This window comes from Oxalobacteraceae bacterium OTU3CAMAD1 (genome assembly GCA_024123915.1).
Classification (GTDB): domain Bacteria; phylum Pseudomonadota; class Gammaproteobacteria; order Burkholderiales; family Burkholderiaceae_D; genus Rugamonas.
Genome location: CP099650.1, coordinates 5,109,323 through 5,133,259, shown reverse-complemented (window position 1 = coordinate 5,133,259; position 23,937 = coordinate 5,109,323). Strand labels below are relative to the sequence as shown.

General features: G+C 62.3%; 20 protein-coding genes and 1 pseudogene. 12 read left to right on the top strand and 9 right to left on the bottom strand.

All coding sequences use genetic code 11. The features are described 5' to 3' along the window. Positions 1–137: 137 nt before the first annotated feature. From NHH88_21745 to NHH88_21735, 3 genes and pseudogenes are all read left to right on the top strand, one after another. Positions 138–1,271 (top strand): alpha/beta hydrolase, encoded by a 1,134-nt coding sequence (locus NHH88_21745; GenBank protein ID USX12309.1) that lies wholly within the window; start codon positions 138–140, stop codon positions 1,269–1,271. Beyond that, positions 1,268–2,311 carry an ankyrin repeat domain-containing protein gene (locus tag NHH88_21740; protein ID USX12308.1) on the top strand — a complete coding sequence of 348 codons (1,044 nt, stop codon included), beginning with the start codon at positions 1,268–1,270 and terminating at the stop codon, positions 2,309–2,311. Before NHH88_21745 ends, NHH88_21740 begins: the two co-directional genes overlap by 4 nt. A 38-nt stretch (positions 2,312–2,349) precedes the next feature. Beyond that, positions 2,350–2,466: pseudogene (locus tag NHH88_21735) on the top strand (integrase). A gap of 118 nt (positions 2,467–2,584) precedes the next feature. On the opposite strand, the gene NHH88_21730 reads toward NHH88_21735, so the two are convergent. The 4 genes from NHH88_21730 to NHH88_21715 form a co-directional block, all read right to left on the bottom strand. Continuing rightward, entirely contained in the window at positions 2,585–2,947 is a 363-nt protein-coding gene (locus tag NHH88_21730) for a hypothetical protein (GenBank protein ID USX12307.1), read from the bottom strand. Positions 2,948–3,029: 82 nt separating this feature from the next. Next, on the bottom strand, positions 3,030–3,548 hold the full coding sequence (locus tag NHH88_21725) for a GNAT family N-acetyltransferase (GenBank protein USX12306.1): 519 nt from the start codon (positions 3,546–3,548) through the stop codon (positions 3,030–3,032). A 39-nt stretch (positions 3,549–3,587) separates the two neighbouring features. Then, complete coding sequence (locus NHH88_21720; protein USX12305.1) at positions 3,588–4,562, bottom strand: D-2-hydroxyacid dehydrogenase; 975 nt, start codon at positions 4,560–4,562, stop codon at positions 3,588–3,590. After that, positions 4,559–5,518, bottom strand: a complete 960-nt coding sequence (locus NHH88_21715; protein USX12304.1) for a LysR substrate-binding domain-containing protein — start codon at positions 5,516–5,518, stop codon at positions 4,559–4,561. Before NHH88_21715 ends, NHH88_21720 begins: the two co-directional genes overlap by 4 nt. Before the next feature lie 158 nt (positions 5,519–5,676). On the opposite strand from NHH88_21715, the gene NHH88_21710 reads away from it, so the two are divergent. The 5 genes from NHH88_21710 to NHH88_21690 all read left to right on the top strand — a co-directional run bounded on the left by NHH88_21710 (position 5,677) and on the right by NHH88_21690 (position 12,887). Then, on the top strand, positions 5,677–5,889 hold the full coding sequence (locus NHH88_21710; GenBank protein USX12303.1) for a hypothetical protein: 213 nt from the start codon (positions 5,677–5,679) through the stop codon (positions 5,887–5,889). After that, the gene (locus NHH88_21705; GenBank protein USX12302.1) at positions 5,886–6,755 is read left to right on the top strand and encodes an alpha/beta hydrolase; all 870 of its coding nucleotides are present in this window, start codon (positions 5,886–5,888) and stop codon (positions 6,753–6,755) included. The genes NHH88_21710 and NHH88_21705 overlap by 4 nt, the downstream gene beginning before the upstream one ends. A 154-nt stretch (positions 6,756–6,909) precedes the next feature. Then, positions 6,910–8,166: an efflux RND transporter periplasmic adaptor subunit gene (locus NHH88_21700; GenBank protein USX12301.1), complete on the top strand. Its 1,257-nt coding sequence runs from the start codon at positions 6,910–6,912 to the stop codon at positions 8,164–8,166. Between the two features lie 4 nt (positions 8,167–8,170). Then, positions 8,171–11,356: an efflux RND transporter permease subunit gene (locus NHH88_21695; GenBank protein USX12300.1), complete on the top strand. Its 3,186-nt coding sequence runs from the start codon at positions 8,171–8,173 to the stop codon at positions 11,354–11,356. Position 11,357: 1 nt separating this feature from the next. Next, a complete protein-coding gene (locus NHH88_21690) occupies positions 11,358–12,887 on the top strand; it encodes an efflux transporter outer membrane subunit (GenBank protein ID USX12299.1) in 1,530 nt (509 codons plus the stop codon). Positions 12,888–12,960: 73 nt separating this feature from the next. Here the strand turns inward: NHH88_21690 and NHH88_21685 are convergent, their stop codons facing one another. After that, positions 12,961–13,326: a hypothetical protein gene (locus NHH88_21685; protein ID USX12298.1), complete on the bottom strand. Its 366-nt coding sequence runs from the start codon at positions 13,324–13,326 to the stop codon at positions 12,961–12,963. Positions 13,327–13,484: 158 nt separating this feature from the next. Here NHH88_21685 and ligD point away from each other — a divergent pair, with 158 nt between their 5' ends. After that, positions 13,485–16,031, top strand: coding sequence for a DNA ligase D (gene ligD / locus NHH88_21680; GenBank protein USX12297.1), 2,547 nt, complete (start codon positions 13,485–13,487; stop codon positions 16,029–16,031). A gap of 162 nt (positions 16,032–16,193) precedes the next feature. Here ligD and NHH88_21675 read toward each other — a convergent pair whose 3' ends face one another. Both NHH88_21675 and NHH88_21670 read right to left on the bottom strand, forming a co-directional pair. Beyond that, complete coding sequence (locus NHH88_21675; protein ID USX12296.1) at positions 16,194–17,183, bottom strand: Ku protein; 990 nt, start codon at positions 17,181–17,183, stop codon at positions 16,194–16,196. 3 nt (positions 17,184–17,186) lie between these two features. Beyond that, entirely contained in the window at positions 17,187–18,179 is a 993-nt protein-coding gene (locus NHH88_21670) for an SDR family oxidoreductase (protein ID USX12295.1), read from the bottom strand. Between the two features lie 168 nt (positions 18,180–18,347). Between NHH88_21670 and NHH88_21665 the strand changes: the two genes are divergently transcribed. After that, positions 18,348–19,835: a GGDEF domain-containing protein gene (locus NHH88_21665; GenBank protein USX12294.1), complete on the top strand. Its 1,488-nt coding sequence runs from the start codon at positions 18,348–18,350 to the stop codon at positions 19,833–19,835. Positions 19,836–19,843: 8 nt separating this feature from the next. On the opposite strand, the gene NHH88_21660 is transcribed toward NHH88_21665, so the two are convergent. Both NHH88_21660 and NHH88_21655 read right to left on the bottom strand, forming a co-directional pair. Next, on the bottom strand, positions 19,844–20,338 hold the full coding sequence (locus NHH88_21660; GenBank protein ID USX12293.1) for a GNAT family N-acetyltransferase: 495 nt from the start codon (positions 20,336–20,338) through the stop codon (positions 19,844–19,846). Next, positions 20,301–20,618 (bottom strand): DUF1778 domain-containing protein, encoded by a 318-nt coding sequence (locus NHH88_21655; protein ID USX12292.1) that lies wholly within the window; start codon positions 20,616–20,618, stop codon positions 20,301–20,303. The genes NHH88_21660 and NHH88_21655 overlap by 38 nt, the downstream gene beginning before the upstream one ends. Positions 20,619–20,853: 235 nt before the next feature. On the opposite strand from NHH88_21655, the gene NHH88_21650 reads away from it, so the two are divergent. Both NHH88_21650 and sulP read left to right on the top strand, forming a co-directional pair. Continuing rightward, positions 20,854–21,432: a TetR/AcrR family transcriptional regulator gene (locus NHH88_21650; protein ID USX12291.1), complete on the top strand. Its 579-nt coding sequence runs from the start codon at positions 20,854–20,856 to the stop codon at positions 21,430–21,432. Between the two features lie 727 nt (positions 21,433–22,159). Further along, complete coding sequence (sulP, locus tag NHH88_21645) at positions 22,160–23,806, top strand: sulfate permease (protein ID USX12290.1); 1,647 nt, start codon at positions 22,160–22,162, stop codon at positions 23,804–23,806. Positions 23,807–23,937 lie beyond the last annotated feature (131 nt).

Sequence of the window (23,937 nt, the reverse complement as noted above, 5' to 3'; positions counted from 1 at the left end):
CGATTCGCCTGCGCATTCATATTACCTATGGTAACCTACCAAAGGTAATATGAATAAAGGCGGCGCGTTCTGGTCTTGTAAGCCACATTGTGACAGAAAGCGCCGTCACCGATCGACACTACCAAGAGGCTCCTCACATGGTTCCGATTTCGATTCCGTTTTTGACCCCGGCAGCGCAATCACTGCACAGTCCGAACGCCGACGCGGGCGCGCCACCACTTGCGGGCAGGCGCAACGTGCTGCGCGCCGCATCGATTGCAGGTCTCGGCATGATCGCGCCTGGCGCGTTGGCCGCCTCGGCAACAAGCGTCTCTCCGGTGCGCCAGAGCCTGCTGCAAGTTGACGGCGAATCGTTCCGCGTCATCGAGCAGGGCGCTGGCCCAGTCGTGCTGTTCTGTCACGGCTTTCCCGACACAGCCGACACCTGGCGCAGCCAGATGCGGGCCGTTGCGGCCGCAGGTTACCGTGCGGTGGCGCTCGACATGCGCGGCTTCGGCCAGAGCTTCGCGCCGCGCGACCCCGCTCTGTACACATCGATGTACACGGTCGGCGACCTGGTGGGCGTCCTTGACGCCCTCAAGATCGACACGGCCGTCGTCGTCGGCCACGACTGGGGGGCAGACCACGCCCAGCGCGCTGCGCTGATGCGGCCCGACCGCTTCCGCGCGCTGGTCAGCATCAGCATTCCGTTTGCGCCGCGTGGCGAGGCGAGCTTGTACCAAGCTTTGCGCAAGCGCGGACTGGGTGAGCGCTATTATGCGCTGGAGTGGATCAAGCCTGGCGCCGAAGCGCTGTTCGCGCCGGCCGTGCGGTCGATTCCATCCATCCTGTACTGGCCCTCCGCCAGCCCGCCGGCGGATCAGCGCTGGGACCCGATCGACCCACGTCGCAGCCTGTTGCGTCCCGCGCCGGCCGCGTTGCCGGCTTGGGCCGACCCCGCCTATGTTCGGCGCACCATCGCGGCCTTCGAAAAAACGGGATTTCGTGGTGGTCTGAACCATTACCGGGCCACGCAAGGCTCCTTCGACCTGCTTTCCGCCTTCAAGGGCGCCGTCATTCGGCAGCCGTCACTCTACATATGGGGAGCTGCAGACGGGCTGTGCCAATTCTTCCACGAGACGCCGCCCACGTTAGCCGAACTGCGGCGCGGACAACCGGGCCTCATTGATCAAGTGCGGCTCGAGGGTGTGGGCCACTGGGTCCAGCACGAGGCGGCCGACCGTCTTAATGCCGAATTGCTCAAGTTTCTCGGCGCGCTGGAGGCGTCATGAATCTCTTCACCGCGATTCGCAGCGGCAGCATCGATTCGGTACGAGTGCTTATCGACCGGGGCGCTGATGTGAGCCGGTGCGGCCCCGACGGTCTTTCACCGCTGATGGTCGCGGCCGGTCTGGGCCACTCGCAAATCGTCGAACTTCTGCTCACGGAAGGAGCCGATGTCCACACGCTCGATCCGCGCATGGGCGCCACGGCCTTGCACAAGGCGGCGCAATCGGGCAACCCCGATGTGGCGGCGCTGCTGCTGGCGCACGGCGCGTTCATCGATCTACAGTCGCCCAGCATCGGCCACACGGCGCTGATGGATGCAGTCTTGCACAAGCACGCGGGGGTCGTATGCCTGTTGCTCGATCGCGGCGCACGCACCAATTCACGCGGTCATTCCGGCCGGAATGCGCTCGAACTGGCGCGCGAGGATGGGCTCGACGCCATCGCTGGCTTGATCGTCGCACGCGAAGCACGCGATGCGGCGCGGACTCGCGACCAGGCGTTGATGGCAGCGGTCAAGCAGGGCGACCTCGCAGCCGTGGAGCGCCTGATCGCATTGGGGCATCCGGTTGACCAACGGGCGCCCGCCATGGGCGGTCCGGACGACGATTGCACGCCGCTCGGCATGGCCGCTCGCATGGGCCACGCGCAGATCGTGCGCAGGCTGCTCGATGCAGGCGCCGACGCGCGAATGACCTGTGGGCCGATGAAGGCCACGGTTGTGCATGAAGCGGCGTACTTCGGGCACGCCGAGGTGGTGCGCGTCCTGACAAGACCAGATGCCGATGGGCACGCGGCCGAGATCGACGCGCAGGGTGACTACAATGGCCTGAGCGCCTTGCACGACGCGGTCTGGCACGGTCACGCCGATGCGGCGCGTGCACTGGTCGATGCCGGGGCGAGGCGCGATCTGGTCTCGCATGCGGGCTTGACGCCACATGCGCTGGCGCTTCTGTATGGCTACTATGCAATCGCGGACCTACTTGCGGCAGAAGGGCCGCACGACTCATCGCAGCGTGCTCGCTGCGAGGAACAAATCAATTGAAAGATTTTAGTCAGCTACGTCCGTGAAACAAGGGCAAGTTGGTTGGGCAAAAAGCGCCGCTGCGTGTCAGGGAAATCTGGGCAATTCGCGTTTGCTTGGAAATCTCCAGCAGGGCCTGGGACTTGGCACTCTTCAACTTGGCCATCGACAGCAAGAGCACCGTACGAGATCTGGGTATCGAAGTCGATGACGCTCTCGAAATGGCCGAGCAAATGGATGCTTAGGAACAAGGGCGACGCCAGCAGTCGCCCGAAGCGGTCATACGTGAGCGAATTAATCAAAGACAATTCCAGGATTCATATCCGCTGGAGAAAACCAGGTAATTCCTTGTGCAGCCAAGAGACGTTTCTGCTCCAACCATATACGATGGCCGCGCCCGCGCCCAGAGGTCTCGGCTGCGAGCATTTCCGCCGCCTTTGCTGCGTTGCTAACCATTTCACGCGTCGCTGGGTCATTTTCGATTGGGTCGCGTAACCCGCCCCACTTGGGACATTGTTCCCGCGCAGCCTTAAATACCCTTGACCGTAACTCAGGTTCCATCAAAAGAAGCTCTGACCTTGCCTTCACTACGGGACAGCCTGTTGCTTTGTGATATTCAAAGAGTTCCGCTGTCGAAAATGGCTCATCGTTTGCCATCGGTAGGCCTTCCTAAAAATCTGTCTTGAGGGACTGCTTTTGGCCGAAAGCGGAAATCGGCATGTCGCTGATCGCGGCAGCTTCAAGTACGCTGGCGCGTGTAACTATTGATTCTCTTGCCATTCAGCTCAGTTTCCATTTCGTACGTCATTCCCAGGCGCTCGGCCACGCGGCGCGAGGATTCATTCCCGGAAGCGATCAGTGCCCGAACCTTCGGCTCACGTCGCACCTCGAACGCATAATTCAAGACTGCCGCGGCAGCCTCGTTCGCAATGCCTTTTCCCCAGAATGCCCGATAAGTATTCCACCCCATCTCGATCACAGTTGATTCGTCGCGGAAGAAAGCACCAACGTTCCCAACCAGCTGCCCCGTTTGCCGATCCTCTATCGACCACCAACCAGCCCCACTGAGCAGCCAGAATCCAGCATGCGAACTGAAGATACGCCAAGCGGTCGCGCGGTCTGCCGAGCCTAAATGAGCTGAGCTTTCAGCATTCGACAAATGGTCTGCAAATAACGCGAAGTCTTCAACACGATACTCCCGAAGCGTAAGCCGGTCTGTGCGAAGGTGCGGCACCGAAATTGTGAAAGTTTGATTCATCAGAAGTGGCATCCTTAGATATTTTCATGGGACGTGGTTTTAGCCCATTACGTTATTGGGCGTTCCGGACTGCCATGCTTCGATGTTGTCGATCAGTTGATCGGCCAACACCTGCATCGCTTGCGAACTGGCCCATGCCGAATGCGGCGTGAGGATGAAGTTCGGCAGCCGCAGGTTGAGCAGCACGTTGTCCTGCGGCGGCGGTTCCTTTACCAGGACGTCGAACCCGGCGCCCGCGATCACGCCGGCGCGCAGCGCGTCGGCCAGCGCCACTTCGTCCACCAGGCCGCCGCGTGCAGTGTTGATCAGCAGCGCCGAGCTTTTCATGCGTATCAATTCCTTCGCACAGATGATGTTGCGCGTCTTGTCGTTGAGCGGCAGGTGCAGGCTGAGGACATCCGAGGTCTCCAGCAGCTCGTCCCACGACACCTGCTTGATGCCTTCGTCCGTCACCGGCGAGCGGTTGAACACCACCACCTCCATGCCGAATGCGCGGGCGATCTGCGCCACCGATTTCCCCAGCGCGCCATAGCCTGCAAGGCCCAAACGGCTGCCTGCCAGGTCGGAGATCGGATGCCCGAACAGGCAGAATCGCTCCGACTTTTGCCACAGGCCCGCTTCGATGTCCTCACGGTAGGCCACCAGCTGGCGGCGCAGCGCCAGGATCAGCGCGAAGGTGTGCTCGGGCAGCGTGTGCACCGCGTAGTTGCGGATGTTGGAGACGACGATGTCGCGCTCGCGGCAGGCCTGCAGGTCGACGATGTCGGTGCCGGTGGCGGCCACCGCGATCATCTTCAGGTCCGGCAGCTGCGCCAGGTCGTCGGCGCGCAGCGGTACCTTGTTGGTGATGGCGATGGTGGCGCGCGCGTCGCGCAGCCGCTGCATCGCGTCGGCCGCCTTGGTGGCCGGGTACTCGCTCCATTCGTGCGCGAAGGACGGCTTGCGGACGTTGGCGATGACGCTGTCGCGGTCGAGGAATACGATGCGGTGGGTGTCGGGCACTGAGTCGGTCATAGGGCTACCTCATAGGATGTGGCGCGCGCCGCCGGTGGTGGTGCTTTCGGCAGGCGCATGCCTGGATGATTGGAGAACAGTTCGGCGACCCATTCCACGAACACCCGCACCTTGGCCGACAGGTGGCGGTTTTGCGGGTAGACCAAGTGCACCGGTATCGAGTCGGAGCTCCATTCCGGCAGCACCTGTTCGAAGGTGCCGTCGGCGAGCAGCGGCTCGAGCAAAAAATTCGGCATCTGCACAATGCCCAGCCCCGCCAGCCCCGCCGCCGTGTAGGCGGTGGTGTCGTTCAGGGCGATGTGGCCGGGCAGGGCGACCTGCACCCGTTCGGCGCCGCGCGAAAAGTCCCAGTCGACGATTTTACCGGTCTTCGATGAAAAATAGTTAACGCACAGGTGGCGCGTCAATTCGTCCGGGTGGGCAGGGCGGCCGTATCGGTCCAGATACGACGGCACCGCGCAGGTGACGAAGTGCAGGATGCCGACGCGCCGCGCGATCAGGCTCGAATCGACCAACTGGCCGGCCCGCACCGCGCAGTCGACGCCTTCCTCAACCAGATCGACGGCGCGGTCGCTGCAGCCCATCTCCATCTGGATGTCCGGGTAGCGGGTGAAGAAGTCGGGTAGCGCTGGAACCAGCACGCTGGCGGCAAGCCCCGTGGGGACGTCGACCCGCAGCCTTCCGCTGGGGCTCAATCGTGTGCGCGACAGCGATTCCTCGGCGTCGCGCACGTCCGATAAAATGCGCAGGCAGCGCTCGTAATAGGCGGCGCCGTCGGCCGTGACGCTGACGTGGCGCGTGGTCCGGTGCAGCAGCTTGACCGCCAGCGACGCCTCCAGCGACTGGATCAGGGTCGAGACCGTGGCCTTCGGCAGTTGCATGATTTCGGCCGCGCGCGTGAAGCCGCCGGAGTCGACCACGTTCACGAACACTTCCATCGCTTGCAGTTTATTCATCTATTCGCTCCATTGTTCCGAATCCTGAACAATCAATTCAACTTTAGGCTATTTATCGGATTGTAGAACAAGTTTAAGATTGCTGTACTGCACCAAGGAAAGCATGGGCTGTTCCGGGGCAGAGGCAAGTTGTTACACCACGCTGGGAGGGAATCATCATGAAATATCGGGACGGAATTTTTGCAACGGTTGCGATCGCGCTGACATCGGTCGCGCTGGCGGGCGTCGTCTATACCGATGCCTACTTGCAGACGGCCAAGGCCGAAGTGAGCGGCGTTCGTGCCCTGACCGAAGTGGCCAGCGGCGACGTGCTGGCTTGCGCCGACACGTCGCTGATGTCGGCCGACGCGACTGGCACGGTGCAGCAGTGACCATCAAGCCACAGGACGAAGCGCTGCCGGAGTTGTCGGATCGTCTGAAGATCCGCAGCCTGGAAGTGCGCGGCGCCGAAGGCCCGCTGCCTGCGCGCCTGTACACCAGCGGCGACGCCGCCAAGCGCGATACGCTGACGGTGTTCTTCCACGCCGGCGGCTTCGTCGGCGGCGATCTGGAAGACGCGGACAGCTTCCTGCGCCACCTGGCCGACGACCATCCCGGCATGGCGGTGCTGGCCTCCGGTTATACCCTGGCATGCGTGCGCCCGTTCCCGGCGGCGGTGGAAGACGCCCACGCCGTGCTGACCTGGGCCAAAAAGAACAAGGGCAAAATCGGCTGGACCGGCAAGCAGCTGATGGTGGCCGGTATTGAGGCCGGCGCCAATCTGGCGGCGGTGTGCGCGCTGATGTCGCGCGACCGTGGCGGTCCTGCGCTGGCCGGCCAGATCCTGATCATGCCGATGCTGGACCCGGGCCTGACCACCTGCTCGATGCGCGAGATGCAGCAGGCGCCGGAGCTGCTGGACGTGGCCGACGCCTGCGCGGCGGCCTACCGCGGCTACCTGCCCAACGCCGCCGACCGCACGCACCCTTATGCGTCGCCGCTGCAATCGAGCCGTTTGAAAAACCTGCCCCCCGCGCTAATCCTGTCGTCCGAGGACGATCCCCTGCGCGACGAGGCGGAACAGTACGGCGCCAAGCTGATTTCGTGCGGTGTCAAAACCACCGTCATCAGAATGGCGCCGCAGCCTCTGCAAGATCCGGGCGCCCGCAACGACTGCGCGTGTAAATGCGCAGCCCTTGGAGAAATCGCCAGCTTTGTCACTAACCTGGAACGGTCCGAGACGCCGCCAGCTTCATAGCGCACTAGGGACAGCACCCTAACCATTTGCAGTATCTGTAGTCACGTCCCCAATGGCTTGCCGGCGGGGCGCTAGTACCGTGTTTTCTCGATTTTCGTTGAGGCAGCCGGTGCCGCCATTTCTATTAATTATTTTCATGCACAAAGGGATAAAAATGAAAAACATTAAACAATTCACCGCTGTAGCCCGGCCGCTGGCCGCCGCTATGGCGCTGGCGGGACTGGCCGCTTTCGGCCTAACTGGTTGCGACGACGCGACGGGCAAGACGGAATCGCCTGCGGCGGCGGGCGGCGGGCCACCGATTTCGGCGGCTACCGTGGTCGAGAAAACCATCACCGAGACCCAGGAGTTCTCGGGTCGCCTGGAGGCGGTCGAACAGGTGCAAATCCGTCCGCGCGTCGGGGGCTTCATCACCGCGATCAACTTCAAGCCGGGCAGCCAGGTCAAGAAAGGCGACGTCTTGTTCGTCATCGATGCGCGCCCGTATCAGGCTGAAGCCAACCGCGCCGAAGCTGCCGCCGGCTCGGCGCGCGCCAAGGCCGAACTGGCCAAGCTGGAATTGAACCGCGCCGAAAAACTGCTGGCCGATAAAGCCATCGCCCAGCGCGAATACGACGAACGCGCTTCGAACCAGAAGCAGCTCGATGCCGACGCCCGCGCCGCGCAGGCCCAGTACGAGGCGGCCAAGCTCAATCTGGCCTACACCCGCGTCGAGTCGCCGATCAACGGCCGCGTGTCGAAAGCTGAAATTACGCTCGGTAACCTGGTCGACGCGTCGGCCGTGCTGACCTCCGTGGTCTCGCTGGAAAACATCTACGCCTCCTTCGACGGCGACGAAGATACCTACCTGCGCGTCGGCGCCGCCGCCCACAAGGGCGAACCGGCCATCGTCAAGATCGGCCTGGCCAACGAAACCGGCTTCCCGCACGAAGGCAAGCTTGAATTCGTCGACAACCAGCTCGATCCGCGCAGCGGTTCGGTGCGTATGCGCGCCACCTTGGCCAACAAGGACGGCACCCTGGTTCCCGGCCTGTTCGCCCGCGTGCAGCTGGCCGGCACCACCGGCGCCAAGCCTACGCTGCTAATCAACGAGCGCGCCGTCAGTACCGATCAAAGCCGCAAGTTCGTGTTCGTGGTCGGCGCCGGCAACAAGGCCGAGTACCGCGCCGTCACGCTGGGCCCACAAGTCGATGGTCTGCGCGTGGTGCGCGAAGGCCTGAAAGCGGGCGACAAGATCGTCGTCAACGGCCTGCAGCGCGTGCGTCCCGGCGCGCCGATCTCGCCGACCGTGGTGCCGATGGATTCCGATCCACTGGCGGCCAACGTGGCCAAGCCGGAGTCGAAGCCCGATGCCAAAAAAGATGAAAAAGTAGCCGTCGCCAATACCAAGGCCGGCACCTCCAAGGAATAAGAATATGAACATCTCCCGATTTTTTGTCGACAAGCCGATTTTCGCGGCTGTACTGTCGATCATTATCTTCGTCGCCGGCTTGATATCGATCTTCAAGCTGCCGATCTCGGAGTACCCGGACGTGGTGCCGCCATCGGTGGTGGTGCGCGCGCAGTATCCGGGCGCGAATCCGAAGATCATCGCCGAAACCGTGGCCGCGCCGCTTGAGGAACAGATCAACGGCGTCGAGAACATGCTGTACATGTCCTCGCAAAACACCTCGGACGGCGCGCTGGCGCTGACCGTCACCTTCAAGATCGGCACCAACGTCGAGCAGGCCGAAACGCAAGTGCAGAATCGCGTCCAACGCGCGCTTCCGCGTCTGCCGGAAGAGGTGCGCCAGATTGGCGTGACGACCGTCAAGTCGTCGCCCAACCTGACCATGGTGGTCCACCTGTCCTCGCCGAACGGCCGTTACGACGACCTGTATCTGCGTAACTACGCGGTGTTGAACGTCAAGGACCAACTGGCCCGCCTGCCCGGCATGGGCGAGGTGCAGCTGTTCGGCGCCGGCGACTATTCGATGCGCGTCTGGCTCGATCCGCAAAAGGTCGCCCAGCGTAACCTGACTGCCGGCGACATCGTCGATTCGATCCGCGAGCAGAACGTGCAAGTGGCGGCTGGTGTGATCGGCCAGGGCCCGAGCAAGGGCGCGGACTTCCAGCTGACCGTCAATACGCACGGCCGCCTGCAAAGCGAAGAAGAGTTTGGCGACATTATCGTCAAGACCAATAGCGACGGCGCCGTGACGCGTCTGCGCGACGTGGCGCGCCTGGAAATGGGCTCGAATTCGTACGCTCTGCGCTCGCTGCTGAACAACAAATCGGCCGCCGCGATTCCAATTTTCGAAGCACCCAACGCCAACGCCTTGCAGCTGTCGGCCGACGTGCGCTCGACCATGGAACGCCTGTCGAAAGATTTCCCGGAAGGCGTCGCTTACGACATCGTATACGACCCGACCCAATTCGTGCGGGAGTCGATCCGCTCCGTGATCCACACTTTGGTCGAAGCGATCATCCTGGTGGCGCTGGTGGTGATCATCTTTCTGCAAACCTGGCGCGCATCGGTCATTCCGCTGCTGGCCGTTCCCGTCTCGGTGGTCGGTACCTTCGCCGTGATGCTGGCCTTTGGCTTCTCGATCAACACCTTGTCGCTGTTCGGCCTTGTGCTGGCCATCGGTATCGTGGTCGATGACGCGATCGTGGTGGTGGAAAACGTCGAACGTAACATCCATGACGGCCTGGCGCCGCGCGAAGCGACCATCCAGGCGATGAAAGAGGTGAGTGGTCCGATTATCGCCATCGCCCTGGTGCTGTGCGCCGTGTTCGTGCCGATCGCTTTCGTCTCGGGTCTGTCCGGCCAGTTCTACAAGCAGTTCGCGCTGACCATCGCCATTTCGACCGTGATCTCGGCATTCAGCTCGTTGACCCTGGCTCCGGCCCTGGCCGCCGCGCTGCTCAAACCGCACGACGCGCCGAAAGACGCGCTGACCCGTGGCATGGACAAGGTGTTCGGTCGTTTCTTCGGCTGGTTCAACCGCTTCTTCAACCGCGCTTCCGATCGTTATGAAAAGGGCGTGACCGGTGTACTGAAGCGCAAGGGCGGTTCGCTGATCGTCTACGCGGTGCTGGCCGTCGCGGCAGGTTTCATGTTCAAACTGGTGCCACCGGGCTTCGTTCCGGCGCAGGACAAGCAGTACCTGATCGGCTTCGCGCAGTTGCCTGACGCCGCCTCGCTGGACCGCACCGACGCCGTGATCCGCAAGATGTCGGACATCGCCAAGGACATTCCAGGCATCGACAATTCGATCGCTTTCCCTGGCCTGTCGATCAACGGCTTCACCAACGCGCCGAACGCCGGTATCGTGTTCGTCGGCCTGAGCGCATTCGACAAGCGTCACGGCAAAGAGCAGTCGGCCGAAGGCATCGCCGCTGAAATGAACAAGCGTATGGGCTCGATCGAAGGCGCGTTCGTAATGGTGCTGCCACCGCCGCCGGTCAACGGCCTCGGTACCACCGGTGGCTTCAAGCTGATGCTGCAGGATCGCGAGAACCAGGGTTACGACGCGCTGTATAAAGCAGTGCAAGCGGTGCAGGCGAAAGCCGCGACCAATCCGAAACTGGCGGGCGTTTTCTCGGGCTACCAGATCAACGTGCCGCAATTGTTCGCCGACGTCGATCGCGTCAAGGCCAAGCAGTTGGGTATTCCGCTGCAGACGATTTACCAGACCTTGCAGATCAATCTGGGTTCGCTGTATGTGAACGACTTCAATCAGTTCGGCCGTACCTACCAGGTGCGCGTCCAGGCCGACCAGCAGTTCCGTTCGCACGCCGAGGATATCGCCCAGCTGAAGGTACGTAACGATAAAGGCGAGATGATTCCGCTGTCGTCGCTGATGCGCGTCAAGGACACCTATGGCCCGGACCGCGTACAACGCTACAACGCCTTCGTCGCCGCCGAAATCAACGGTGCACCGGCTCCCGGCGTGTCGTCGGGTGAGGCGCAGGCTGAAATGACCAAGATCGTCGAAGAGGTTCTGCCTAAGGGCATCGGCTACGAATGGACGGAACTGGTGTACCAGGACATCCTGTCCGGTAACACGATGATTTATGTGTTCCCGCTGTGTGTACTGCTGGTGTTCCTGGTGCTTGCCGCCCAATACGAAAGCTGGACCCTGCCGCTGGCCGTGATCCTGATCGTGCCGATGTCGATTCTGTGCGCGCTGATCGGCGTGAAGCTGACCGCTGGCGACAACAACGTCTTCACGCAGATCGCGTTGTTCGTGCTGGTCGGGTTGGCGTCCAAGAACGCGATCCTGATTGTGGAATTCGCCCGTGAACTGGAACACCAGGGCCGCACCGTGGTCGAAGCGGCGCTGGAAGCTTGCCGCCTGCGTCTGCGCCCGATTCTGATGACGTCGATCGCATTCATCATGGGCGTGCTGCCACTGGTGTTCTCGAGCGGCGCCGGTTCGGAAATGCGTCATGCGATGGGTGTGGCGGTGTTCGCCGGCATGCTGGGCGTGACCTTCTTCGGCCTGTTCCTGACGCCCGTGTTCTACGTCCTGTTGCGTAACCTGGCCATCCGCATGGAGAAAAAACCTGCCGTCGCCGGCGACGGCGCGGTGGCAAAACTGGAAGGGACCCACTAATATGAACAAGCTGCAAATGATCGCCAAAGGTGTGGCGCCGGTACTGGCAGCGTTGCTGATGACGGCATGCGCCGCGCCGGAATTCAAACAGCCGGCGGTGGAAGTGCCCACCGCCTTCAAGGAATCGCAAGCGCCGACCGCCGCCGATGTCTCGGTGGCGGTGAGAACCGCCGCCGACGGCAGCACCTGGAAACAGGCGCAGGCCGCCGAGGCGCAGCCGCGCGGCGAGTGGTGGCTGGCCTTCAACGATCCAGCCCTCAATGAGCTGATCGCCGAGGCGACGCGTGCCAACGCCAACCTGTCGGTGGCGGCGGCCCGCGTCAAGCAGGCCCGCGCCATCGCCGGCGTGGCCGAAGCGGACCGCATTCCGCAGGTCGGCGTCAACGCCGGCGCCCAGCGTCAGCGCCAGTCGGCGACGTCGCTCGGCCTGCCGCAAGGCACGGACGTCGCGCCGGGCAAACTGTTTAGCGCGAACCTGACGGCCAGCTACGAGGTCGACCTGTTCGGCCGCGTATCGTCCAACGTCAGCGCCGCCCGCAGCGATGCCGCCTCGATCGAGGCGACCTACCGCTCTGTGCTGCTGTCGGTGCAAGCGGATGTGGCGCAGACTTACTTCCGTCTGCGCGCCACCGACGCCGAACTGGAAACGCTGAACCGCACGGTGCAAACGCGTGAGGAGGACGTCAAGGTCAACCAGCGCCGTTTCGACCTGGGCGACATCGGCGAATTCGATCTGGCGCGCGCCAAGACCGAACTGGCGACGACGCGCTCGGAGTTCATCGGCCTGCAGCGTCAGCGCGTGACGACCGAGCATGCGCTGGCGGTTTTGCTGGGCAAACCGGCGGCCAGCTACACGGCCGGCGTTTCGCCTTTGCTGGACACGGCGCTGCTGCCGGTGATCCCGGCAGGCATGCCGTCGTCGCTGCTGGAACGCCGTCCGGACATCGCCGCCGCGCAGCGCACGATGGAGGCGTCCAACGCCCGCATCGGCGTGGCCCGATCGGCCATGTTCCCGGCGCTGACGTTGAGCGCGAGCGGTGGCGGCTCGTCGGCCGACACCGTGGCCGAAGTGTTCAAGTGGAGCAGCCGTTCGTGGGTGCTTGGCGCGCTGATGTCGATGCCTATCATTGACGGTGGCCGCAACAAGAACAACATCCTCCGCAGCGAAGCGGCGCTGGAGGAGTCGGTCGGTACGTATCGTCAGAGCGTGCTGGTGGCCTTCGCCGAGGTGGAAGACAACCTGGCCGGCCTGCGTATCCTCGCCGGTCAGACGGCGCAGATGGAAGCGGCGCTGGTGTCGGCACGCCGCTCCGCCGATCTGGCGCAGAAGCTGTACACGGCCGGTCGTTCGAGCTACCTCGATTTGCTGGACGCGCAGCGCAACCTGGCGGCGGTGGAACGCACCGCCGTGCAGCTGCGCGGCACGCGCGCGGTAACCACCGTGGCGCTGATCCGCGCACTGGGTGGTGGCTGGGACAGCGCCGGCGGTACAGCCGGCGCGCCAACGGCACCAGCGGTCGCTCAGCAATAAGCTGATCGCCCATGGAAAAAGCGGACCCGAATCGAATCGGGTCCGCTTTTTTTACGTCCTACAGAACAAAGACTTACTTGGTAACGACTGGTGCGGCTACGCCGTCGGTTGCTTCGGTCTTGGCGGCCTTGGCATGTGCTTTGGCTTTGGTCTTGGTGGCCTTGGCGTGTGCGTCGGCCTTGTCGGCTTTGGCTTCGGCGTGGGCGACGGCGACGTCTTTCTTCGCGTCGGCTTCTACCTTGGCGGTTTTTGCGTCGGCCTTGATTTCAGCTTTGGTTTCTTTCGCTTCGGCTTTGACGGCGGCCTTGGTTTCCTTGGCTTCCGCTTTAGCAGCTGCTGCCGGCGTTGCGGTGGTGGTGGTCGTGGTGGTGGCAGGAGCTTGTGCAAAAGCTGCGGTTGCAAACAGGCCGGCGATCAGGGTAGCGATAAGTTTGTTCATGATGAAATCCTCATTCAGGTTTTGATTTAGGGCCGGGACAATTCCCGTGTCACTGAGCAGAAAACGCGGCCCGGATCGCCCTCGTTGACGGGCTTTACAATCGCTTACATGTTCGCCAACGCACAGAATGCGCGGCCGCCTGGGGCTACGCTGGCGTTATGAGCGAATCCCTGAAAACCTATAAAGCCAAGCGTAACTTCGCGATCACCCCCGAGCCGGCCGAAGGAGGCCAGGAGGGCGGCGAGACGCTGACGTTCGTCATTCAAAAGCATTGGGCCAGCCGGCTGCATTACGACTTCCGGCTGGAACTCGACGGCGTAATGATGAGTTGGGCCGTGCCCAAGGGCCCGAGCTACGACACGCACGACAAGCGCATGGCCGTGCACGTGGAAGACCACCCGATCTCGTACAACGATTTCGAGGGGACGATACCGCCCAAGCAGTACGGGGCGGGGAAGGTCATCATTTGGGACAAGGGTTACTGGAAGCCGCTGGACGATCCGCGCAAGGCGCTGGCCGCCGGCAATCTGAAATTCGAGCTGACCGGGCATAAGATGCACGGCAAGTGGGTGCTCGTGCGGATGAAGGGCAAGGGCGAAAAACAGGAACCCTGGCTGCTGATTAAAGAGAAGGACGAATATGCGCGGCCGGCCGAGGAGTTCAGCGTGATCGACGAGATGCCCGACAGCGTGAAAGCTTTGCCGCTGCCGGGGAGCGCCGCCGCAGTGCCGGCGAAAGTGGCGAAGAGCGCCGGGAAAGCCGCGCCAAAGGCCGCATCCAAGGCCGCGCCCAAGGTCGCCGCTCCCAAGGCCGAGTTGCCCGAGACGCTGACGCCGCAACTGGCCACCCTGGTCGACGCGCCGCCGTCGTCGCCGGAAGATTGGCTATTCGAGATCAAGTTCGACGGCTACCGCATTCTGACGCGGGTTGATGGCACGGACATCCGCCTGATCACACGCAACGGTAACGACTGGACGCATAAAATGCGTCCGCTGCGCGAGGCCATTGCAAAAATGAAGCTGCCATCGGGCTGGTACGATGGCGAGATCGTCGTGCATGACGAAGAAGGCCGTCCCGACTTCGGTCTGTTGCAAAACGCCTTCGACGAGAATCACCCCGGCGAGATGGTCTACTTCATCTTCGACATTCCGTTCCACGACGGCCGCGATCTCCGCGAGATGCCGCTGGAAGAGCGCCGCGCCATCCTCGAAAAAGTGATGGCGAAGAAGGCCACCGATACCGTGCGCTATAGCGCCGCGCTGAACGCCTCTCCGCAGGACATGATCGCCGCCGCTTGCAGCATGGGGCTGGAGGGCATCATCGGCAAACGGCGCGATTCGGCCTATACGTCGCGCCGAGGCGGCAGCTGGATCAAACTCAAATGCGGCCAGCGGCAGGAATTCGTCATCGGCGGCTACACCGACCCGCAGGGCTCGCGCAGCGGCTTCGGTTCGCTGCTGCTGGGGACCTACGACAAGGACGGCAAGCTGCAATACGCCGGCAATGTCGGCAGCGGCTTTAACGGCGCTTCGCTGAAGGAGCTGAAATCCAAAATGGATGAGCTGACGGCCGATAAAAGCCCGTTTGTGCCGAACAAGGAGATCGACAAGCGGGCGCACTGGCTCAAGCCAACCCTGGTGGCGGAAGTGGCCTTCGGCGAGTGGACGCGCTCAGGCTCGATCCGCCATTCCGTATTCAAAGGGCTGCGCAAGGATAAGAAGGCCAGCGCCATCACGCGCGAGCTGCCTTCCCACGTGAAGGACAAGGAGAACACCGACATGGAAACCTCGACCGCCGTGCATGGCAAACTGCCGGCTTCACTGAAAGTGACAAATCCCGATCGCGTGATCGACAAACAAAGCGGCGCCACCAAGATTACGCTGGTGCGCTACTACGCGCTGGTGGGCGCGCTGATGCTGCCGCATTTGAAAGGCCGGCCGGTATCGCTGGTGCGCGCGCCGGCCGGCGTCGGCGGGGAGCTGTTCTTCCAAAAGCATGCCGAGACCAACAAGCTGCCAGGTGTGAAGAGTCTCAAGCAGGAGCTGGACCCGGACCATCCGCCGATGCTGGAGGTGTCGACGGAGCAGGGTTTGCTGTCGGCCGCGCAGTGGAACGTGGTGGAGCTGCATACGCAGAACGCCGGCGCCACCAGCTACGAGAAGCCGAACCGGATGGTGTTCGATCTCGATCCCGGCAAGGACGTGACGTGGAAGCAGGTGCGGGAGGCGGCGCAGTTGATGCGGGCCTTCCTCGATCATCTGGGGTTGCCGGCGTTTTTGAAGACCAGCGGCGGCAAGGGCTTGCACGTGGTGGTGCCGATCAAGCCGGGATATGGCTGGGATGACGTCAAGGCGTTTTCGCAGGCGATCGTGGCGCATATGGCGCAGAACATTCCGGAGCGGTTTGTGCTCAAGAGCGGGCCTAGTAATCGTATCGGGAAGATCTTTATCGATTACTTGCGCAATGGGAGGGGAGCGACGACGGCGTGCGCGTGGTCGGCGAGGGCGCGGCCCGGGTTGGGGATTTCGGTGCCGGTGACTTGGGAGGAGTTGGATAAGCTGACGGGCGGAGATCATTGGACCGTGGGCACGGTGCATACGCGGCTGGATGTCGGTAACTCGCCTTGGGATGGATATGCGAAGGCTGCCAAAGGGCTGGCACCGGCGATGAAGATGCTGGAGTTTAAACCGGGAACGGGGAATTGAGTTACCACCGGTTCCGATTTACCACGGTTCCACGTAGGGCGGATTAGCGAAGCGTAATCGGCCAATGCGTGCGTTTCGACGGCGCGCGCATTGGCGGATTACGGCGTTCCGCCTAATCCGCCCTACGTGTCTCCGTGGTTTTGTGATGTTGCGTGGCTACGGTCACGCCGCCTTGCGCGACGTCGATGACTTCGCGGTGCTCTTGGCCCTTGCCGCAGCGGTTGGCGTCTTTTTGGCGGTGCTGGTTTTGCGGCGTGGAGCAGGTGCTTCTTCCTCCTCCTCGTCGCTGTCGGCTTTTGCTGCGCTCTTGCGCGCCGCAGGTTTGGCGGCCGCTTTCGCTCCAGGCTTGCCGGGCCGCTTGCCCAGGCTGTCCTGCAGCAGCGCCACCAGATCGACCACATTCGACGGCTTGGCGGGTTTGTCTTCCGGCTCGGCGGCAGTGATGGTCTTGGTCTGACCGGCCTTGACCTTTTTCTTCACCAACGCCAGCACGTCGTCCTTGTACGTGTCGCGATACTGCTCCGGCTTCCACTCCTCGCTCATGCCTTCGACCAGCGACAGCGCCATCTGCAATTCCTTATCGCTGATGCCGGCCGCCTTGGCGGTCGCCGGCGGCAGCTTCAGTTCCTCGGCGCTGCGGATCTCCGCCTCATACCGCAAGGTATTCAACACGATTTTTTCGTCGATACACACCAGCGCGCACAGATGCTGCTTGGTGCGGATTACCACCGTGGCGATGCCGATCTTGCCGGCCTTGCGCAGCGTTTCGCGCAGCAGCGCGTAGACCTTGGCGCCGCCCTTGGACGGCGCCAGATAATAGGGCTGCTCGTAATACGTCAGCGGCACGTCGGCGGCGTCGACGAAGGCCTGGATGTCGATCGTGCCCGTGGCCTCGACGTTGGCCCGCTTCAGGTCCTCGTCCGACAGGACGACATATTCGTCTTCTTCGTACTCGTAACCTTTGACGATATCGTCCCAAGTCACATCCTTGCCGGTCTTTTTGTTATAGCGCTTATAGCCCACGGGCGAAAAGTCGCGGCGATCGAGCATCGTCAAATCCAGCTCGTGCGTTTGCACCGCTGAATACAACTCGACCGGAATGTGCACCAGCCCGAAGCTGATGGCGCCTTTCCACAACGCGCGGGCGGCCATGGCTCAGGACCCCACGGAGCCGGTGATCGGCAACACGATACCGCTGATGTAGCTGGAGCACGACGGCGCGGCCAGGAACACGTAGGCCGGTGACAGCTCCTGCGGTTGCGCGGCGCGGCGCATGTCGGTGGCCTGCCCGAACTCGGCGATTTTATCTGGCGACTGGTCGGCCGGGTTAAGCGGGGTCCACACCGGTCCCGGCGCCACCGCGTTCACGCGGATACCCTGGTCCAGCAGGTTGGAAGCGAGCGACATCGTGAACGCGTGGATCGCGCCCTTGGTGGTGGAATAGTCCAGCAGATGCTTGGAGCCTTGCAGCCCGACCACCGATCCGGTGTTGATGATGGAGGCGCCGCGTTTGAGGAAGGGCAGCGCCGCCTTGGCCATGTGGAAGTAGCCATAGACGTTGGTCTTCATCGTCATGTCGAAACGCTCTTCGGTCAGGTCGGTCAGCTTTTCCGCGTGTTCCTGGAAGGCGGCGTTGTTGACCAGGATATCGAGCCGGCCGAAGCGCTCGTGCGTCTGCTCGGCGGCGTCGCGGCAGAAGGCGGCATCGCGCACGTCGCCGCGCAGCAGCAGGCAGCTCTGGCCCTCCGCCTCGACATAGCGTTTGGTGTCGATCGCGTCCTGGTCTTCTTCCAGATAGACGATGGCGACGTCCGCGCCTTCGCGCGCATACAGCACCGCGACGGCGCGGCCGATGCCGGAGTCGCCGCCGGTGATCAAGGCCACCATGCCGGCCAGTTTGCCGCTGCCGGCGTAGTCGGGCGCCAGGAATTCGGGCTTGAGCTGCATCTGCGCCTCCAGCCCCGGCTTTTCCAGGTGCTGCGATGGCATCGTGCCCGGATACTCATGTTCGGTGGTCTGCACTGGCCCCTGGCGCTGGCCGGACTGGCTGCCGGATTCCTTCTGCTGGTCGGCTTGGTCTTGTTGCTGCTGGATTTCGCGCTGTTGACTTGCGGTGCCCGAATCGGCCCGGTTTTCGTTGTTTGCCATAATTCCCTCCTTGTGCATCGAAGGAACAGTATTCGCGCATGGCGCCAGGATGACGGTGCGCTTTTTCACACATGCGCGCAGATGGCCGACCGTGCAAGCGCCCGGTTTTGTGGCACACTGGAAGCAAGCGGTTCCGCATAAAAATAGAAATACCTAGGGGCAACAAAAATGACCGAGAATCCAGGCCGGTCCGGCAGCGTCGGCGCGTATTTCAATTCCAGCCGCGACCGGCGCGCGCATTTCCAGGCGATCTGTGGGGAGATGTTCTCCCGGCTCGCAATCGTCGATAGCATCGACGATATGGCCGCCGAGTTGGCGCGCCAGGCCACCGATTTGCTGGTGCTCGATTTGAACGGCTATGCGCGTCCCGGCGGGCTGGCCGCGATCGGACAGTTGATCATCGACCGCGCCGGCGCGCCGCTGCTGGTGTTGTGCGGCTATGAGCAGTGCGCGTGGCTGCCGGAGCTGATGGCTTTCGGCTCCTTCGACTATCTGATTTGCCCCGTGCTCGATGACGATTTGCGGCATGCCGTCCGCCGTGCGTTGTCGATATCCGACGATCCCGGCGCCGCCACGCAGCAGCGCCTGTTCGACAGGGAGCGCGAGCTGCGCGATCTGGTGGGCTTGCAGCGCGGCGTGCAGCACGCCATCGGCGCCATCGACAATATCGACAGGATGGCGGCCAAGGTGTGTCATGCGTTGTGCGGTTTTCCGGGCGTGTATCACGCGTCGCTGCTGCATATGAAGCAGCACGGCGATCTGCGGCTGGTCGCGCAGGCGTCGCCCGACGATCTTAATCTGGCCACTTTGATGGGACGGACCGACCATCTGCTGCAATCGGCGCTACGGGACGTGTTTCCGCCATTGATGGCGGTGTCCGCAGGGCGCATGGTGCTGCTGGACGCGCCCGAGAAGACCGGCGATCCGGAATTGGCCATGCGCTTGCACGACCGTTACGTGCGCATGGTGCTGGCGCTGCCGCTGCGCTCCGAGGCGGGCAATCCGGAGACCGGATCGGCCATGGGGGCGATTTGCCTGATGTTCGACCGTCACATCGCGTTCTCGCGCGAGCAGTTTGCTGCGTTCTCGAGCCTTGCGCAGTTTGTCAGCCTCGGGCTGGGCATGAGCGAATTAAAGCATCGGAACGACGAGCTTTCGGGCCAGCTCTCGCAACTGAGCACCGTCGACCATTTGACGGGCGCCGCCAACCGCCGCGCCGGCGAGACGATGCTGGACAACGAACTGCGGCGCGCGCGCCGTTACGGCCTGCCGCTGGCGGTGATGTCGTTCGAGGTGAGCAGCTTCCGGTCGACGAACGATCCGTACGGCCATCCGCTGGGTGACGCGGCTTTGCGGCTTGTGGCGGAGACGGTGATGCGCCGTTTGCGTACCTCCGACATGTTGGCGCGGATGCGCGGGCAGGAGTTTTTGATCGTCGCCACGCATACGACGGCCGCCGACGTGATGCTGCTGGCGGAAAAACTGCGTTTGGCGATCGCGGAGGCGGATTTGCCGGGCTGCGACAGCGTCAATGTCAGCCTGGCCATCGCACAGGCAGGGGCGGAGGAGGGTGTCGATACCGTTCTGGACCGGCTTGACGCGGCGTTGCAGCGGGCGAAACGCGCTGGGCGCAATCATATCGAGTTGGCTGGATAACACAGAGGCTACGGAGGCATGTTGCCGAATGGCATAAATAAAATCAACGGGTTGTCAGGCAAGGGAATGAACCCGTATTTTTTATAGAAGGCCGCCGTCTTATCATCTTTGGCGTCAACGAAGGCTGCGTATCCACCGATTTCTTCTGCTACGCATGCGATACGCTGCAGTGCATGGGCCAGAAGATATTCGCCGTGTCCTCGCCCTTTCAGCTCTTCTTGCACCGCAAGGCGGGCCAAAGAGAAGCCCGGAACTTCACGTGGTAGTCTCTTCGCTATATCTGGCGGCAAATCGTCTTTTGAAACCATCTTCCGCACCGCTAACGTGTAGAAGCCCATCACTATCGCCGGGGTGTCATCGTCGATCAGAACATAAGTCTTCGCTATGAACTTGCGCTGATGCTGTGCTGCGGTTGCGCGCAAAAAGACATTCAGGTCATTATTGCCACAGTCAAACTGCTTTACTTCATGCACTGTCTCCAGAGGAACCACTCTGATTGCCATTTTCAATTTCCCTTTGTTTGTATCTCTCAAATGCCCTGACAAGCGTGGCATTTGGTTTTGAGGGGTTATCGAGCATATTAATTATCATGGCAGCGTCATTTTTCGAGAATTGGATAGTCTTCTCCCGATCAATAATCTTTTCGGCTTTTTCAAGGGCAGCTTGAACCATAAACTGATTCATTGTTGCTCCTGTTAAGTCCGCCGCCTCTTGAAGTTTTAGTGCCACGGTTTTTGGAACACGGTTAGTTACCCGTTGTTCTAAGTTTTCCGGCGCGTTCATGTGAATTGCCTTTCGTGCCTACCCGGCATGTGTTCCCGCCGGTACAGATTTGAGATTTAGATGCTTAGAGAGCCGTGTCACTGTACTCCGAGCTGCGTCGAGATGCAAATGCTGCGTCATTTTGACGCAGCTGAGGCTGATTGGGGCGGGGCTGCGACAACAACCCTGAATTGGCGTCTTACATTACGCTCATCATGTATGATGGTGGCGATTGGTTCAGCATTGGGAGTCGCACATGAAAGTCAGCAGGGAGCAGGTGGCGCTCAACCGCGAGCGCATCGTCGAGACGGCGGCGCGGTTGTTCCGCCAGAAAGGCTACGACGGCATCGGCGTGGTCGATTTGATGAAAAGCGCCGGCTTGACGCATGGCGGGTTTTACGGCCACTTCGCCTCGAAGGAGGATTTGCTGGCCGAAGCCACGGCGCATGCGTTCAAGAAGTCGGTCGGGCGCTGGCGCGAGAGGGCGGCTGCGGCGCCCAATTCGCCGGCGACGGCGATGGCGAGCATCGGGGATAGTTATTTGTCGGCGCGTCATCGCGACGGGCCTGAACTGGGGTGTTCCATTACGTCCCTGGGGCCGGATATCGCGCGTCTCGGGCCGAAGGTGCGCCAAGCGCTGACCGAAGGGGCAAAGGGGCAGATCGCGGTGCTGGAGGAGTTGGTGCCGGGTGAGGATGATGCGGCGAAGCGCAGGCAGGCGCTGGCCACATATGCGGCGATGGTCGGAGCGATCGTGCTGGCCAGGGCGATCGACGACGAGGAGATGTCGCTGGAGATCCTGGAGGCGGTTCGGGAGTCTCTACCGGGGACTTGACGTTGACGGGGGGTGATATGACACCACAACAACTGTTGTCATTTAACGAGCAAGGGTATCTCTTCCTCCGGGGAGCGATACCCAAGAAACAGCTAAATAAAGTACGAGACGACGTTTTGGCTGAGTTAAAGCGATTGAACTTGTGGTCGTCGGGCAAGCGTCTGTCGGCCGTGAACAAGACTCTTACGTCATTTCAGGAAACGGTAAAGATTTCCTCGTTAATTCGGGACGAGCCAAGGCGCTTGGTCGCTTGCCGGCCTGAATTGGCATACCGATGTCGCCTCGTCGGTCTCTGAACTCGTCCCGGGCATCCAGGCTTTTATCCTGATCGACCAGGTAAAAAGCCATGGCGGCGGCACGCTGGCATTGGCCGGTTCACATCTCTTCAATCGCCGAAACAATTTACGCGGTAAAGCTTGCGAGATTTTGCGCGCTGGTGGAGATGTCACCGAGCTGGGTCCTCATATCTCCATCGTAGAAATGTCGGGCGAAGCAGGTGACGTCTACTTGATGGATATGCGCGTATTGCACACGCCATCGATCAACGCGACACACAACGTGAGAATCATGGCAACGGTGCGTTATCTCGCGAAGTAAGGCCGCCCATAACGCCCGAGCTGTATTCCTTATGCGTTTTTCGCATTACGTAATGTAAAAAACGAGTTTGGCTCTGGACCGGCTGTGTCCGATCGCGTACGCTGGCGGTTTTCAGTTTCCCGGAACGACGATGCTGCATTGGTTGAAGCACTACCGGCGCGCGCTGCTGCCTGGCGATATCAGCGCCGGCCTGGTGGTCGCAATGATGATGATTCCGCAGGGGATGGCCTATGCGCTGGTGGCCGGAGTGCCGCCGGTGGTTGGCATCTACGCCAGCATCCTGCCGCCGGTCGTCTATGCGCTGTTCGGCAGCAGCATGACGCAATCGGTCGGGCCGATGGCCATCGTGTCGCTGATGACGGCGGCCGCCATCGGGCCGCTGGCGCCGGCCGGCTCCGCGCTGGCGACGGTGCTCGCCGCCCAGCTGGCGATGGTGTCCGGCGCCGTGCTGCTGTTGTGCGGCTTGCTGCGCATGGGCTTCCTGGCCAATTTCTTTTCCCGCCCCGTGATGAGCGGCTTCACCGTCGGCTCGGCGATCGTCATCGCCTTCGATCAAATCCATACGCTGCTTGGCGCTCCGCTGCCACACCTCCACATCCCGAGCGCGGTGCTGGGCGTTGGCTCATTGGTGCTGCTGGTGCTGTCGAAGTTTTATCTGGCCGGCCTGCTGCGCCGCTGCGGCCTGTCGCCGACCGTTGCCGATATCGCGGCCAAGCTGGCGCCGATGCTCGTGGTCCTGGGCGGTATCCTGTTGATGGCCACCACCGGCCTCGCCGAAATGGGCGTGCGCACCACTGGCTCCGTGCCGCCAGGGCTGCCGCGCCTGAACCTGGCCACCTCCAGCGCCCACTGGCCGCAGTTGCTGCAACCGGGGCTGCTGATCGGCTTTATCGTGTTCCTGATGTCGATGTCGGCGGCGCAGTCGCTGGCCCTCAAGCGCAACGAGAAACTGGTCAGCAACCATGAACTGGTCGGCCTGGGCGCGGCCAACGTCGCCAGCGCGCTGTCGGGCGGCTTCCCGGTGACGGGCAGCCTGTCGCGCTCCGCCGTCAACTTCGCCGCCGGCGCCAACACGCCGCTGGCGAGCCTGATCACGGCGGCGCTGCTGGCCTGCGCGCTGCTGGCGCCGACCGGCTGGCTGGCGCGGCTGCCGCTGCCCACGCTGGCCGCGACCATCATCGTCGCCGTGCTGGGCATGCTGGAACTGGGCATCCTGCGCACCGCCTGGCAGTACGACCGCAGCGACGCCCTGGCCTGGGGCGCGACCTGCCTGGGCGTGCTGGCCATGGGCGTGGAGGCGGGCGTGATCGTCGGCGTGGCGCTGTCGATGGGCACCCTGATCTGGCGCGCCAGCCGGCCCCACATCGCGGTGTTGGGGCGCATCGCCGGCAGCGAGCATTTCCGCAATATCGAACGCTACCCCGCCGAAACCAGGCCGGAACTGCTGGTGCTGCGCATCGACGCCAATCTGTTCTTCGGCAACGTGGAGGCGGTCTCCGAGCGTATCGAGTGCGAGCTGGCGACCCATCCGAGCGCGCGCCATCTGGTGCTGGTGATGACTGCGGTCAGTTCGATCGACACCACGGCGCTGTTCGCGCTGTCGGAGCTCAATCAAAGCCTCAAGCGGCGCGGCATCGGCATGCACCTGGCCGAGGTCAAGGGGCCGGTGATGGACCGCCTGCGCCACAGCGAACTGCTGCGCGACCTGAACGGTAAACTGTTCCTCAGCACCGCGATGGCGTCCGACCATTTGCTGGCCGCCGGAAAGGGCGGCTGAAAGCGTTGTGCAAATAACCATTATGAATATTATTTATACATTTAATGCCTGTGGGTAATAATACGCATGGACTTCCGGTCGTTTTGAAACTATGATTTAACTCCTGGGTTCTCGGCCTTGCCATCGGAGCC

Bases quoted from the DNA above. Each gene is read 5' to 3' on its own strand.
- NHH88_21745 (USX12309.1), top strand. From the start codon at position 138: ATGGTTCCGATTTCGATTCCGTTTTTGACCCCGGCAGCGCAATCACTG.
- NHH88_21740 (USX12308.1), top strand. From the start codon at position 1,268: ATGAATCTCTTCACCGCGATTCGCAGCGGCAGCATCGATTCGGTACGA.
- NHH88_21730 (USX12307.1), bottom strand. From the start codon at position 2,947: ATGGCAAACGATGAGCCATTTTCGACAGCGGAACTCTTTGAATATCAC.
- NHH88_21725 (USX12306.1), bottom strand. From the start codon at position 3,548: ATGAATCAAACTTTCACAATTTCGGTGCCGCACCTTCGCACAGACCGG.
- NHH88_21720 (USX12305.1), bottom strand. From the start codon at position 4,562: ATGACCGACTCAGTGCCCGACACCCACCGCATCGTATTCCTCGACCGC.
- NHH88_21715 (USX12304.1), bottom strand. From the start codon at position 5,518: ATGAATAAACTGCAAGCGATGGAAGTGTTCGTGAACGTGGTCGACTCC.
- NHH88_21710 (USX12303.1), top strand. From the start codon at position 5,677: ATGAAATATCGGGACGGAATTTTTGCAACGGTTGCGATCGCGCTGACA.
- NHH88_21700 (USX12301.1), top strand. From the start codon at position 6,910: ATGAAAAACATTAAACAATTCACCGCTGTAGCCCGGCCGCTGGCCGCC.
- NHH88_21695 (USX12300.1), top strand. From the start codon at position 8,171: ATGAACATCTCCCGATTTTTTGTCGACAAGCCGATTTTCGCGGCTGTA.
- NHH88_21690 (USX12299.1), top strand. From the start codon at position 11,358: ATGAACAAGCTGCAAATGATCGCCAAAGGTGTGGCGCCGGTACTGGCA.
- NHH88_21685 (USX12298.1), bottom strand. From the start codon at position 13,326: ATGAACAAACTTATCGCTACCCTGATCGCCGGCCTGTTTGCAACCGCA.
- ligD (USX12297.1), top strand. From the start codon at position 13,485: ATGAGCGAATCCCTGAAAACCTATAAAGCCAAGCGTAACTTCGCGATC.
- NHH88_21675 (USX12296.1), bottom strand. From the start codon at position 17,183: ATGGCCGCCCGCGCGTTGTGGAAAGGCGCCATCAGCTTCGGGCTGGTG.
- NHH88_21670 (USX12295.1), bottom strand. From the start codon at position 18,179: ATGGCAAACAACGAAAACCGGGCCGATTCGGGCACCGCAAGTCAACAG.
- NHH88_21665 (USX12294.1), top strand. From the start codon at position 18,348: ATGACCGAGAATCCAGGCCGGTCCGGCAGCGTCGGCGCGTATTTCAAT.
- NHH88_21660 (USX12293.1), bottom strand. From the start codon at position 20,338: ATGGCAATCAGAGTGGTTCCTCTGGAGACAGTGCATGAAGTAAAGCAG.
- NHH88_21655 (USX12292.1), bottom strand. From the start codon at position 20,618: ATGAACGCGCCGGAAAACTTAGAACAACGGGTAACTAACCGTGTTCCA.
- NHH88_21650 (USX12291.1), top strand. From the start codon at position 20,854: ATGAAAGTCAGCAGGGAGCAGGTGGCGCTCAACCGCGAGCGCATCGTC.
- sulP (USX12290.1), top strand. From the start codon at position 22,160: ATGCTGCATTGGTTGAAGCACTACCGGCGCGCGCTGCTGCCTGGCGAT.